This window comes from Mucilaginibacter ginsenosidivorans (assembly GCF_007971025.1).
GTDB classification, from domain to species: domain Bacteria; phylum Bacteroidota; class Bacteroidia; order Sphingobacteriales; family Sphingobacteriaceae; genus Mucilaginibacter; species Mucilaginibacter ginsenosidivorans.
The window spans coordinates 4,787,159-4,800,955 of record NZ_CP042436.1; the positions used below are offsets into that span (position 1 = coordinate 4,787,159).

Below are 13,797 nucleotides of genomic sequence, written 5' to 3' on the forward strand. Positions count from 1 at the left end.
TAAACAAATCTGCACCAAAATCCTTTAATTTGTCAAAAGTTTAATTTTACCGATGCAAAATCTAAAAAAATTGGTCGAAGAGGCCTGGGAAGACCGCAACCTGCTGGCAAATCGTGATTATACAACTGCTATTGAAACAGTGATACAAAGTCTTGATAAAGGCGAAATGCGGGTAGCTGAACCAATTGCACACCGCTGGCATACACATGAATGGATAAAAAAGGCTGTAATACTTTATTTTCCTATACGCAATATGGAAGAGATATCAGTGGGCCCCTTCGTTTTCCATGATAAAATGAAATTAAAAACGGACTATAAAAAAACCGGGGTTCGTGTAGTTCCTCATGCGGTTGCGCGTTACGGCGCTTACCTGGCCAAGGGCGTTATCATGATGCCGTCATATGTTAATATCGGGGCCTATGTAGATGAAGGTACCATGGTTGATACCTGGGCTACGGTGGGTTCCTGCGCACAGGTGGGAAAACATTGCCACTTGAGCGGTGGTGTCGGCATCGGTGGCGTACTGGAACCGGTACAGGCTTCGCCGGTTATTATCGAAGATAATTGTTTCCTGGGTTCGAGGGCCATTGTTGTTGAAGGTGTGCACCTTGAAAAAGAAGTGGTTTTGGGTGCGAACGTGGTTTTGACCGCATCAACCAAGATCATAGACGTTACCGGCGACCGCCCGGTCGAATATAAAGGAATAGTTCCTGAAAGGTCTGTTGTTATACCAGGCTCCTACACCAAAACATTTCCAGCAGGCGATTACCAGGTACCATGCGCACTCATCATAGGCAAACGCAAGGAGTCGACAGACAAAAAAACCTCACTCAACGATGCTTTGAGGGAAAATAACGTAGCGGTATAAATGCGAATCGGGTACGATGCCAAACGCGCTTTTTTAAACCGGACCGGGTTAGGCAACTATAGTCGCTGGCTTATCCGGTCAATGGCTTCGTATTGTCCACAAAATACTTATTTCTTATATACCCCAAAGGTAAGGCACGAAAACGGGCTTAGTTTTCCATCAAGTTTTCAGAATGTAGTGGCCGTTGTTCCGCGTTCCAAATTCTTCACCTCGCTATGGCGCAGCGCCGGTGTTGTAAAAGACCTGAAGCGCGATCAGATAGATCTTTACCATGGCCTCAGTCATGAACTGCCCCGGGGCATTGATAAAAAAGGTATTCGGTCAGTTGTAACCGTGCACGATTTGATATTCATGCGGTTCCCGCAATATTTCGGAGTCATCAACAGATTGATCTATGGTTCAAAATTGAAGCACGCCTGCCGGGTAGCAGATAAGGTAGTGGCGATAAGCAAACGCACTAAACAGGACTTGGTGGAACTACTAAATATTCCGCCTGAAAAAATTGCTGTAGTGTACCAGGGTTGTGACCCGGTTTTCAGAAAAGAATGTAGTGAACAGGAAAAACAAATTGTTCTAAAAAGGCATGATCTGCCCGGCGAGTTTATCCTCAACGTGGGTACTATTGAAGAGCGCAAGAACCTCGTCCAGTTGATCAATGCCCTGCCCAAACTAAATAGCGGTATCAAATTGGTTGTTGTAGGCAGGCAAACGCCTTACATGAACCATGTTAAACAAGCTATCGATCTGCATCAGATAGAAAGCCGTGTCATATTCCTGGATTCAGTAAGCTTTTCTGAACTCCCGGCTCTTTACCAATCGGCCAAAGCTTTTGTTTATCCGTCGCGCTACGAAGGGTTTGGAATACCTGTGCTTGAAGCTCTTTGTTCCGGTGTTCCCGTTGTTGCTGCTACCGGTTCGTGCCTGGAAGAAGCAGGCGGAACGTACACGCAATATGCCCCCCCTGATGATGTAAACATGCTAACCGAAAAGTTGAACCTTGTATTAGGCGACGAAGAATTGCGTCAGAAAATGATTACCAGAGGCAGGGAATATTCAGCGAATTTCGATGATAAAACGCTGGCCGGCCAAATGTTCGACATATATAAAAATATACTTCAAAATGCTTAGAGACGAGGTTGCCAAAGCACTGAAAATTGTGCAGGACGGCGGTATAATCCTGTACCCCACCGACACTATTTGGGGTATCGGCTGCGATGCTACTAATACCGATGCCATAAAAAGAATATATCAGCTTAAACAGCGCGACGAAGCTAAGAGCATGATCATCCTCCTTGACACAGAAAACCGGTTGGAAAGCTATATTAAAGAGGTGCCTCCAATAGCTTATGAATTAATAGAATTTGCCGAAAACCCGTTAACGCTGGTTATGCCGGGCGCCAAAAACATCTCTCCGGCCATCATCAACGAGGACGGCAGTGTTGCCATACGCGTTGCCAGGCACGATTTCTGTCAGCAATTGATACAAAGATTACGCAAGCCATTGGTGTCCACGTCGGCCAATATCAGCGGCAGGCCTTCTCCTCAGAATTTCAACCAGGTGGACCCCGGGATCATCGATGGCGTAGATTATGTAGTGGACCTGGAGCAGCACAATACCGAACTGAAAAAGCCTTCCACTATCATGCGTTTGCAACCTGATGGGCGCTTCGAATTTATCCGGCGCTAATTTATTTATGGTTTTAGCCATACTAATTACGATTTTTGTAGCCTGATGAAACAACACCTGCAGCATCCTTTATTTGGTATTGTAACGCAAACCGCTGCCGAACAAAACGTTCACGCATATGCCATAGGCGGTTTTGTAAGGGACCTGCTTTTGCATCGACCGTCCAAGGATGTTGATATCGTGGTAATGGGTAATGGTATCGAATTTGCAGAGCGGGTTGCAAAAAAACTGCACGTAAAACTGGCGGTATTCAAAAATTTTGGAACTGCCATGCTAAAATATAAAGATGTAGAGGTGGAATTTGTCGGGGCCCGAAAGGAATCGTACCGGTCCGACTCTCGCAAGCCCATAGTTGAAAACGGCACGCTGGAAGATGATCAGAAGCGCCGCGACTTTACTATAAACGCCCTGGCTATAGCCTTGCACCCGGACCAGTTAGGTGAATTACTGGACCCATTTGATGGTGTAGAAGATATGCAGCGTAAGCTGATCCGGACGCCACTGAATCCGGTCGAAACTTTTTCAGACGACCCGCTGCGCATGCTCCGCGCCATACGCTTCGCTTCACAACTTGATTTCACCATCGACCCGGTTGCGCTTGAAGCGATCAAATCCAATGTGGAACGTATTTCCATCATATCGCAGGAGAGAATAACCGAGGAACTGAATAAGATCATCCTCTCACCAAAGCCATCTATAGGTTTTAAATATTTATTCGATACCGGGTTGTTAAAGAAAATATTCCCGCTGATGGCTAATCTTTATGGCGTAGAATACATAGACGGAAAGGGTCACAAGGATAATTTTTACCATACACTGCAGGTTTTGGATAATATATGCGAAACCACGAACGATCTGTGGTTGCGCTGGGCGACTATTTTGCACGACATTGCCAAGCCTCACACCAAACGATTCGAGCCCGGGCACGGCTGGACATTCCACGGCCACGAGGACAAAGGTGCACGCATGGTGCCAAAAATATTCGCGGAGCTAAAATTACCGTTGAACGAAAAAATGAAGTTCGTTCAAAAAATGGTGCAGTTGCATTTGCGGCCCATCGTTCTGGCGCAGGAAGTGGTTACGGATTCAGCCGTGCGAAGATTGCTTTTTGATGCCGGCGATGACATTGAGGCGTTGATGTTGTTGTGTAAAGCAGACATTACTACAAAAAATGAATACAAAGTAAAAAAGTACAGGAATAATTTCGAGCTGGTTCAGCAAAAATTAAAGGATGTCGAGCAGCGCGATAAGATTCGCAACTGGCAACCCCCGGTTTCAGGTACCGATATTATGTCGATTTTCGGTATCAAAGAGGGCCGTGAGGTCGGAATTATTAAAAATCAGATACGCGAGGCTATCCTGGAGGGTGAAATACCTAACTCGCGCGAAGCAGCGGTTGAATTTACTATCCGCAAGGGTGAAGAAATTGGCTTAAAAGTTGTGGCGACTAATATTTAAAATTTAAAACATATTTTTGCAAAACAATACTACCAATACAAATGGCACTATACAGGTTCAGGGTTACTTTTGAAGATTACGACGATGTAATGCGCGAGATCGATGTCAAATCCAATCAAACATTTGAAGATCTTCACCGGGCAATTCATCAGTCTACCGGCTATAACTGCGAGTATCCTTCTTCTTTCTATATAAGCAACGATCAATGGATCAAAGGCGAAGAGATCACTTTTATGCCTAATCAGCGCAGGATAGACCGTGGCGTAGTACTGATGGACAAAGTGAAACTGAGCAATCGTATTGATGACCCGCACCAAAAATTTTATTACACCTTCAATTTCGACCGCCCGTTTGATTTTCATGTCGAATTATTAAAGATCATATTGGATGAAAATCCCGGTACGCAATATCCATCGATAGTGAAATCAGTTGGTGAAGCCCCTAAGCAATTTGGCAATGTATTTAACCCGGCCGTTTTACCGCCGGCAACTGACGAGTTTGACTTTTTGAATGAGATGGAATTCTCGGAGGAGGACGCTGAAGAGGAAGGGTTTACCGAAGTTGCCGATTCAGAAGGGCTTGAAGAGCATGATGAACCAATAGCTGCGGCCGATGATGAGGAAGAAGATGAGTTTGGCAGCGAATTTTCTGACAATGAAGGTTTTGAAGATGAGGGGCCAGCTGCTCATCACGATGATTATTGATTAGATCATGGTCAATAGTTCATGGTTCATAAAACGCATTTAATGAATTATGAGCACCCTAAAAACCCTTCTAGTTATCGTCGGCCCGACAGCATCTGGTAAAACAGCGCTCGCTATTGAGGTTGCAAAAAAATTACAGACGGAAATAATTTCGGCCGACTCACGCCAGTTTTACAGGGAAATGTCCATTGGTACTGCCAAACCTACACCCGAAGAACTAGATCAGGCTAAACACTATTTTGTCGATTCTCATTCCATTGCCGAAAACTTCTCGGTAGGTGATTTTGAAAAGCAAGGGCTTGAATTGCTTGAAACCATATTTAAAAGGCATGATACCGCCGTTATGGTTGGCGGCTCGGGCTTGTATATCCGTGCTATTTGCGAGGGATTTGATGAATTGCCTTCTGCTTCGGCCGAGCTGAGGACCAAACTCAACAAAGATTTTGAAGACCGGGGTATTGCTTATTTGCAGGAAAGGCTGAAACAAGCCGACCCTGTATACTTTGAACGTGTGGATATTAACAATCCGCAACGGATCATCAGGGCGCTTGAGGTGTTTGAAAGTACCGGTGTGCCTTTTTCCGCTTATCACAAATCTGTAGTAGATGAGAGGCCCTTCAAGAGTATCAAAATAGGGATTGATTTTCCCAGGGAACTATTATATCAACGGATAAATCAACGCGTTGATGACATGGTAAAACAAGGGTTGATTGAGGAAGCAAAGGCTCTGCTGCCTTACCGGCACCTGAATGCTTTGAATACGGTTGGATACAGCGAATTATTCAACTACTTTGACGGCAAAACTGATCTTGAATCGGCTATATCCCTCATCAAACAAAACACCCGCCGCTTTGCCAAGCGGCAACTCACCTGGTTTCGCAAAGATCAGGATATCAAATGGCTACAGGCCGGCAGTGCCGGGCTGTCTGAAAATGCGCTGGAATACCTTTCGGAACTTTAAGGCCAGGTTTTATTTATTGCAGCAAGCTTTTCAGGTACATGCCGTACCCGCTTTTTACATATTTTTCGGCCAGTACGCTTAATTGTCGTGCATCGATAAAACCGTGCCGGAACGCAACCTCTTCAATACAGCCTATCTTGGTCGCCTGGCGTTTTTCTATCACACGCACAAACTCGGTCGCATCGCTTAATGAATCGAAGGTGCCTGTATCAAGCCAGGCTGTACCCCTGTCCATCACACCTACATGCAACCTCTTTTTCTCAAGATAAGCTTTGTTAACATCAGTTATTTCAAACTCTCCGCGAGGCGATGGTTTTATATTTTGGGCGATATGCACTACCTCGTTATCATAAAAATAAAGCCCCGGTACAGCGTACGATGACTTGGGTTTTACAGGTTTTTCTTCGATGGACAACGCGGTAAACTCGCTGTCAAATTCAACAACGCCGTAACGCTCAGGGTCCGAAACCTTATAAGCAAATATCGCCGCCCCGTCCACATCATTAAATCCTTGGATCAGTTCGCCAAACCCGGTACCATAAAAGATATTATCACCCAGAATCAACGCCACTTTATCATCGCCTACAAATTCTTCGCCTATCACGAAGGCCTGCGCCAGGCCATTTGGAACAGCCTGTACCGCATATTCAAACCGGCAGCCCAGATCGTGCCCGTCGCCTAACAAACGTTTAAAGCTCTCGCTATCCTCTGGTGTGGTAATGATCAGTATTTCACGGATATCCGCCATCATCAATACTGACAGCGGGTAATAGATCATGGGTTTATCATAAATCGGCATCAGCTGTTTGCTGATGGCTTTGGTGATCGGGAAAAGCCGGGTACCCGAACCGCCCGCTAATATGATGCCTTTCATAAGGTCAAAAGATTATTAATACAAGTTATCAAACTATCGCGCCAATATGGAATTTCGACATCAAATGTTTGCTTTATTTTCGATTTATCCATTACCGAATAAGCTGGCCGAGCAGCCTTTACAGGATATTCCGCAGTTTTTATGGGCAATATTTTTACCCTCGTCGCCGATATATCAAAAATGGCCTTTGCAAAGTCGTACCATGATGCTACACCTTCGTTACTGTAATGATAAGTGCCATAGGCTGTCTTACCACTTGCTATTATGTGTAAAATACAGTCGGCCAAGTCCATGCCATAAGTTGGAGTTCCTACCTGGTCGGCGACTATCTTCAGTTCATCACGCCCGGCACCAAGCCGCAGCATCGTCTTAACAAAATTATTCCCATATTCTGAATAGAGCCAGCTGGTGCGTATGGTATAAAATTCATTTAAAATAGCGGCTACCGCTTCTTCTCCCTCCAACTTGGTGACGCCATACACATTAATGGGTTCAGCAATATCCTCTTCCGTCAATGGCAGGGCCTTATCTCCTTTAAAAACAAAATCTGTCGAAGTATGAATTAATACCGATTGGTATTCTTTGCAAAGCCTGGCGATATTCTCTGCTCCTGTTTTGTTTACAACCCGCGCAGAGTCAATATCATCTTCGGCTTTATCCACAGCTGTATATGCCGCACAATTGATACACCAGCCTGGTTTATGAGCTTTAAAAACTTTCTCTAGCGCCTCATTGCTCAATATATCTGCTTCGCTTTCTGGTGGAAAGAATATTCCGGCCAACCCTCTGTTTTCAGCGACCTTTTTCAGGCATTGACCCAATTGTCCGGATGCGCCGAAAACCACAATGTTACTCATTACTATATGGCTTTAAAAGCCGGTATCACCGGCGTCGGTTAAGTTAGGCAATTCAATATCTTTTTGCGATACAATTAATTGCTCATGCGGCAGGATCCAATCAATTGCAAAAGCCGGATCGGCATAATGCAACCCGCCTTCAGCTGACCTATCGTAATAGTTATCACACTTATATTGGAATATAGCGTCGTCACTTAATACGACGAAACCGTGCGCAAAGCCGCGTGGTATAAGTAATTGTAAATTATTTTTATCCGAAAGCCTGATGTCAAAATGCTGTCCGTAGGTTTTGGAACCTTTTCTTAAGTCAACTGCAACGTCAAGTACTTCGCCTTTTACAACCCGTACCAGTTTAGCTTGTGCCGAACTACCGCGCTGGAAATGAAGGCCCCGCAATACCCCTTTGGTAGAATATGATTGATTATCTTGTATAAATACGGTATCCTGGCCCGTAAATTCGTTAAATTTCTGTTGGTTAAAACTTTCAAAAAAATAGCCACGCTCATCCCCAAAAACTCTCGGTTCAATGATGAGACAACCCTCAAGCGGTGTCGCCGTTACGTTCATAGTTGGTATTTTAAACCCCTTTGGCCTTATGCGACAGGAAATCGTCATAAGCCATTTTTATTCCTTCAGGCAACTCTATGGTATGTTTCCATCCTTTGCTGTGCAATTTTGTCACATCCATCAACTTGCGCGGGGTGCCATCAGGTCTTGACGTATCAAATTTGATCTCGCCCTGGTAGCCCACAATATCTTTGATCATAAGCGCCAGGTCCTTTATAGAAATATCCTCCCCGGTGCCTATGTTTACCAGCCCCTCTTCATCGTAATTCTGCATCAGGTAAAAGCATGCCTCGGCCAAATCATCGGCAAACAGAAATTCGCGCTTTGGCGAACCCGTTCCCCAAATTGTCACATCCGGCAGGTTTTGAACCTTCGCCTCATGGAAACGGCGTATCAACGCTGGTAATACATGCGAATTTTCAGGATGATAATTATCGTTATACCCATACAGGTTGGTTGGCATTACCGAAATGTAATTGCAACCATATTGTGCCCGGTAAGCGTCACACATTTTGATGCCGGCTATTTTTGCAATAGCGTAAGGTTCGTTAGTTTGCTCCAACGGCCCCGTTAACAGGTAATCTTCCTTCAAGGGTTGAGGGGCCATCTTGGGATAAATGCAACTCGACCCCAGGAACATCAGCTTTTTTACGTTGTTTAAGTAAGATGAGTGGATAATATTGTTTTGTATCTGCAGGTTCTCATACAAAAACTCCGCCCGATACGTGTTATTGGCCACAATCCCGCCCACCTTGGCGGCAGCTAAAAACACATAGTCAGGTTTTTCATTTGCAAAAAAATCGGCTACATCAGCCTGCATCCGTAAGTCAAGATCGGCCGATGTACGGGTAACGATATTGGTATATCCCTCTTTTTGTAATTTGCGGTAGATGGCCGAACCAACCATTCCACGGTGTCCTGCAATGTATATTTTAGCGTTTTTTTCCATTATTAGATGTTAAATTCTAAGTCCTAAACTTTATTAGCAACCAATTGTTTAAAAATGATCCGAATTCCGATCATTGAGATTGACCATAATTAAGCCTGCCCCATCGTTCCGCCAAAATTCATTGGGAAGCCTGTTGGTTCGGCCTGTATCTTAATGCGTCCGTTTACGGCTTCAAACTTCTCAATGTTGTCCTGAATTGCCGTTAAAAGGCGTTTAGCATGTTCCGGCGTTAAAACTATCCTCGATTTTACTTTAGCTTTTGGTACACCCGGCATCACGCGTATAAAATCAAGCACAAATTCCGAATTAGAGTGGGTGATAATCGCCAGGTTGGAATAAATACCTTCTGCTATTTCTTCAGAAAGTTCGATATTCAACTGATTTTCATTTTGTTCTTCCATAGCACGAAAATAGTAAAGCCTTCCATTTTGACAGAAGGCTTTACAAAAATATTCAAAAAACCCGGAATCTTTCCATGTGCAAAGCTTTTATATAGAAAATAGAATGATTGAAAATACCGCCCTTATTTGCGGCTTAAGCTGGCATTTTGCCTGCCATAACAGCCCACACACAATCAAAAAGCGAATTTCCCGATGAAAAATATTTTTAATACGTATTTTAGAAGCATTACGATCAGAAACGAAATTATGGAAACAGTGCATTGAATGAGCGTCTCAAATTGTCTATGATTAATTTTTTCAAATTTCTATCGTTAAGTCTTCTTGCGCTGGTTTATACCAACAAATGTTCCGCACAGGCCACTGCATTAAAACAGATAACAGGTCTGAGGTCTACTGAAGTTTACGATCTGCTTACCGACAGCAAAGGATTTTTATGGATCGCTCACGATGCGGGTATTTCAAAATACGATGGCATAAGTTTCACCAATTTTTCAAATCCACAACAGGCGTCGCTTGCTACAACGAATTTATTGGAAGATAAACTTGGCCGCATATGGTTCATTAATTTCACAGGGCAGATATTTTATATCGAGAATGGTCATATGACATTGCTGAAAGCCTATAAAAGTGAAGCAGAAAGAGTTTTTCCAAGGATGGGACTGCTGGATAACCTCCTTATCGCTACCTCAAAGAAAGGCCTGTTCATTTGCGATATTAACACGCTTCAATGTCATTATGAAAATTGCATTGGCGCACCCAACAGATCTACATCGTCATTGTGCATCCTAAAAGACAAAGTGCTCCTTTATGGCAGCGGCTATTGGTTTATTTACCAGCCTCACGTGGGCTTGAAAACAGCCGTTTTGAAAGGCGATGATGGTCAAATTTCTAATAGTTTGACACTCAGCCGCTCTTCCTATAAGGATACAAGCCTAATGTTCCGAAACCCCTCGAATACATTTTATAAGCTTTGGGTTAGCAGTGATACTGTAAAAGTGTGTGAAGCGAAGCGATTTGACAGCTTCATAAACACGGTTTCTATCGTTAACAACAAATACTGGATCAACTCGATCAACTCAAGCCTTCCGAACGATAGCAAAAGCAAATTGATAAAAGGATACAATATTAGTTGTATAGCCGCTGATAAGGAAGGACATTATTGGTACGGGAGCCTGCAACATGGTCTGCTAACAGATTCATTACGGTCAGATACATTACAAAGCGACTGTATGCTGCATTTGGGCAAAGACGATTTGATCAAATGCATGGTAAAAAAAGGGGAGAATCTGTTTCTGGGGACACAGAGCGGTATGCTCATTTCCTATAACACGATCACTAACCGGTCAACGCTTCTGACCACGTTACCGGCAAGTGACGGAGGAATAACTTACCTTAAATTACTAAACAATGAACGTATTCTGATCGGATCGCCGGTATATACTTATATCTTCCGGCTCAAAGGTCATTGCTTAAAGTCAATTGACCTGGTCACATCGCTTAAACAAGCAGAACAAATTGACGGTGCGCTACTTATGGCATCTTCTAATAATATGATTGTTCTCCCCGACAAAGACGACCAACTCACTTTTGACATATTTAAAAAAAAATTCAAAGGACTTGCTGATAAAAAATACACCATGTTTGGTAATAACGCCAGGTTTTTGTCCTTTACAAAACGAAGCCGGGCTATTTGCTATTCGTCTGCAAGTCAAACAATATGGGTTTCTACTAAAGATGGCTTGTACAGAATAAACAATTCAGGCATTAGTCCATTCTATCTCAACAATCTGCCAATGTACGCTTCCTGTTTAACGACATACGCCAATCTGGTAATTGTCGGAACCTTTAACAACGGGATCAAGATCATCGATGGAAATAATGTAAAAAGCCTTACTTCAGATGATGGTCTATTGTCAAATGACATCGTAAACATTAAAGTTATCAATAAAAATCTGTGGGTCTATACAAGTGGATCAATCCAAATCTTTAGTCTGGAAACTTTTAAATTAACTTACAAATATCCGTTTCCTACCACAAATAATGTCTTTCTAACAAACGCTGACGAACTTAATAACAACTGCTACTTTACAGTGTTAAACGGGCTTTATAAAATTACGCCTGTGCAGAAAAAAGGAGACACCATTGGCATTTATCTGAATTCGTTATTCATTAACCACAAGGACACGTCGACAGTAAACAATTTAAAACTCCCCTATTTTCGGAATGATATACAACTATCCCTGGGGACTCCCTATCTGTTTGACGCAAAAGACATCGTCATCAAATACCGGTTGGAGAATAACGACTCGACAAAATGGCTCTACGCTCGCCCGGGTGAACGTAATTTCCATTTTGCATCTTTAATGCCCGGAGATTATCAGTTTGAGGCATCTGCTATTAAACCGCAATCGGGCTTATCGAGTCGTCCGTTTATTATGAATTTTACTATTCGTCAGCCTTGGTGGCAAACATGGTGGTTCGAGTCATTAGAAACGATTGGGTTTCTGTTCATTGTAGTTGGTGTTTTAAGATATTATTACGTCAATAAGCTGAACAGGCAAAAATTACAATTTGAAAAAGAACTTATTGCCGAAAAGGAACGCCAGCACATAAGCAGGGAAATACACGATCATATAGGCCAGGCGCTTTCTGTGATCAAGCTGAATTTGAACATGAATAGTCAGATTGACGACACCAAAGAGCTTGTAAGTGAAGTGATGGACGACCTGCGTCAATTTACACATGGGTTATATCATGGCAAACTTCTGAAAGGCAGTCTCTCTGACACGATAAAAAAAGACGTTGAAAGACTAAACATAAGCGATCAGTTGGTAGCTTCATTAGATGTCAGTGAAACTACCGATACTATAAATCCGGAATATCAACTGTTAATTTACCGGATTTTCCAGGAAGCAATTAGTAATATTCTTAAACATGCTAATGCCAAAAACATTTTTGTTCAGATGATCAGCGATAAAAAGCATTTTAAGCTAACAATAGTAGATGACGGGATAGGGTTCTCAGACGAGGGCCAAGGGAAAGGCCTGGGGTTAGATAGCATGCGGAGAAGAGCAAAATTATTGAAAGGGAAACTGACTATTGTTAGTAAGCCGCACGAAGGGTGCAAAATAGAATTAATTATTAGTCATGTCCAAAAATTATAATTCATATGGGATCCGTAACTGTTGCCATTGTTGATGATCATAAATTATTTAGCCGTAGCCTTGAGGTGATGATCAATAGATTCCGCGGGTATTCCGTGTTGTTTACCGCGTCTGACGGGCTCGATTTTATCCATAAGCTTAAAATGCAGCTTAACAGGCCGCGCATTGTGGTGATGGACCAATTTATGCCTATAATGGATGGTGCTTCCACGGTAGTATGGCTTAGAGAGAACTTTCCGGAGATATCGGTTATCGCATTGTCAATGAACCACAGCGAGGGTACCGTTTTAAATATGGCAAAAAATGGAGTCAAAGGTTATTTGCATAAGGACGCGGAGTTAACTGAGTTTAAAGAATCCCTGGATATCGTGAGCAAGGGAGGTTACTACTACCCTGATTACATTACCGATTTTCTTATTAATATGGGAAATAAACCGGCAAAAGGTACGGATAATGAAACTGACAGCTTAAAACCGCGGGAGATCGAATTCTTAAAGTTGGCTTGTTCTGAATTAACCTATAAAGAGATAGCGGAAAAAATGAATGCAAGCTTACGTACCGTGGACTCTTACCGAGATCAGTTATTTGAAAAACTTAATATAAAAAGCAGGATAGGTTTGGTACTGTATGCCGTCAGGAATAAGATCGTGGATAATATGTAAGTATATACTTTATTGCCACGTTTGATTTAAAGCATCATGCGTAAACAACCCCCACCTAAGGTGGGGGCTTTATCCTAACCCCTAAAGGGGATGGTCGTCAAAACAATTTCAGGTCAGTTGTTCCGTCTTCTTTCCGCTCTTCTGTTTCCTGATATTTTACATAGTTCTTTATCCGTTCTTCATCTACACCTACCGTACTTACAAAATAACCTCTACTCCAAAAATGATTACCCCAATATGGCTTCTTGCGCAAACTCGGATAATTACTGAACATCATTAGTGCTGTTTTACCTTTTAATATCCCCATGAAATCACTCACACTCATCTTTGGCGGGATGCTACAAACCATGTGAACATGATCGGCTTGAATATTCATCTCCAATATCTCCACTTCTTTCCATCCGCATATTGCTCGAATCTTATTCTCCAATGTATCGGCCACCACATCTGTTAATACCCTGAAGCGATATTTCGGCGTCCACACAACATGGTAAACACAATAGTAAAAGCTATGAGATAATTTCCTGTATTTCGTCACAAATACTAAGATAGCGGTTTCTGGCCTAGCCTTCACACCTTACCTACCGCCTTAGGCGGTGGTTTTACTATTATAATAAAAAAGCCGCCTGTTATTGAAAACAGGCG

Annotated in this window: 14 protein-coding genes; 8 read left to right on the plus strand and 6 right to left on the minus strand. The window is 42.9% G+C overall.

Annotation, left to right across the window (positions count from 1 at the left end; all coding sequences use genetic code 11):
* Window positions 1-52: 52 nt before the first annotated feature.
* Genes FRZ54_RS21795 through miaA form a run of 6 tightly spaced genes read left to right on the plus strand, consistent with a single transcriptional unit; the run spans window position 53 to window position 5,678 of the window.
* A complete protein-coding gene (locus tag FRZ54_RS21795; RefSeq protein ID WP_147033926.1) occupies window positions 53-868 on the plus strand; it encodes a 2,3,4,5-tetrahydropyridine-2,6-dicarboxylate N-succinyltransferase in 816 nt (271 codons plus the stop codon).
* Entirely contained in the window at window positions 869-1,996 is a 1,128-nt protein-coding gene (locus tag FRZ54_RS21800) for a glycosyltransferase family 4 protein (RefSeq protein ID WP_147033927.1), read from the plus strand.
* Window positions 1,989-2,555, plus strand: coding sequence for an L-threonylcarbamoyladenylate synthase (locus tag FRZ54_RS21805; RefSeq protein ID WP_147033928.1), 567 nt, complete (start codon window positions 1,989-1,991; stop codon window positions 2,553-2,555). Before FRZ54_RS21800 ends, FRZ54_RS21805 begins: the two co-directional genes overlap by 8 nt.
* 45 nt (window positions 2,556-2,600) lie before the next feature.
* Window positions 2,601-4,013 carry a CCA tRNA nucleotidyltransferase gene (locus FRZ54_RS21810; protein ID WP_147033929.1) on the plus strand — a complete coding sequence of 471 codons (1,413 nt, stop codon included), beginning with the start codon at window positions 2,601-2,603 and terminating at the stop codon, window positions 4,011-4,013.
* Window positions 4,014-4,054: 41 nt separating this feature from the next.
* On the plus strand, window positions 4,055-4,717 hold the full coding sequence (locus FRZ54_RS21815; RefSeq protein WP_147033930.1) for an IS1096 element passenger TnpR family protein: 663 nt from the start codon (window positions 4,055-4,057) through the stop codon (window positions 4,715-4,717).
* A 49-nt stretch (window positions 4,718-4,766) separates the two neighbouring features.
* Complete coding sequence (miaA, locus tag FRZ54_RS21820; RefSeq protein WP_147033931.1) at window positions 4,767-5,678, plus strand: tRNA (adenosine(37)-N6)-dimethylallyltransferase MiaA; 912 nt, start codon at window positions 4,767-4,769, stop codon at window positions 5,676-5,678.
* Between the two features lie 13 nt (window positions 5,679-5,691).
* On the opposite strand, the gene rfbA is transcribed toward miaA, so the two are convergent.
* The 5 genes from rfbA to FRZ54_RS21845 form a co-directional block, all read right to left on the minus strand.
* On the minus strand, window positions 5,692-6,552 hold the full coding sequence (gene rfbA, locus FRZ54_RS21825) for a glucose-1-phosphate thymidylyltransferase RfbA (protein ID WP_147033932.1): 861 nt from the start codon (window positions 6,550-6,552) through the stop codon (window positions 5,692-5,694).
* A complete protein-coding gene (gene rfbD / locus FRZ54_RS21830) occupies window positions 6,549-7,409 on the minus strand; it encodes a dTDP-4-dehydrorhamnose reductase (protein WP_147033933.1) in 861 nt (286 codons plus the stop codon). The genes rfbA and rfbD overlap by 4 nt, the downstream gene beginning before the upstream one ends.
* A 12-nt stretch (window positions 7,410-7,421) precedes the next feature.
* Window positions 7,422-7,976: a dTDP-4-dehydrorhamnose 3,5-epimerase gene (gene rfbC, locus FRZ54_RS21835; RefSeq protein ID WP_147033934.1), complete on the minus strand. Its 555-nt coding sequence runs from the start codon at window positions 7,974-7,976 to the stop codon at window positions 7,422-7,424.
* Window positions 7,977-7,986: 10 nt separating this feature from the next.
* A complete protein-coding gene (gene fcl / locus FRZ54_RS21840; protein WP_147033935.1) occupies window positions 7,987-8,925 on the minus strand; it encodes a GDP-L-fucose synthase in 939 nt (312 codons plus the stop codon).
* A gap of 89 nt (window positions 8,926-9,014) precedes the next feature.
* Window positions 9,015-9,326, minus strand: a complete 312-nt coding sequence (locus tag FRZ54_RS21845; RefSeq protein ID WP_147033936.1) for a DUF3467 domain-containing protein — start codon at window positions 9,324-9,326, stop codon at window positions 9,015-9,017.
* Between the two features lie 284 nt (window positions 9,327-9,610).
* Here FRZ54_RS21845 and FRZ54_RS21850 point away from each other — a divergent pair, with 284 nt between their 5' ends.
* Both FRZ54_RS21850 and FRZ54_RS21855 read left to right on the plus strand, forming a co-directional pair.
* On the plus strand, window positions 9,611-12,490 hold the full coding sequence (locus tag FRZ54_RS21850; protein WP_147033937.1) for a sensor histidine kinase: 2,880 nt from the start codon (window positions 9,611-9,613) through the stop codon (window positions 12,488-12,490).
* Window positions 12,491-12,495: 5 nt separating this feature from the next.
* Window positions 12,496-13,152 carry a response regulator gene (locus FRZ54_RS21855; RefSeq protein ID WP_147033938.1) on the plus strand — a complete coding sequence of 219 codons (657 nt, stop codon included), beginning with the start codon at window positions 12,496-12,498 and terminating at the stop codon, window positions 13,150-13,152.
* Between the two features lie 97 nt (window positions 13,153-13,249).
* Here FRZ54_RS21855 and tnpA read toward each other — a convergent pair whose 3' ends face one another.
* Entirely contained in the window at window positions 13,250-13,690 is a 441-nt protein-coding gene (tnpA, locus tag FRZ54_RS21860; protein WP_147032444.1) for an IS200/IS605 family transposase, read from the minus strand.
* Between the last annotated feature and the right edge of the window lie 107 nt (window positions 13,691-13,797).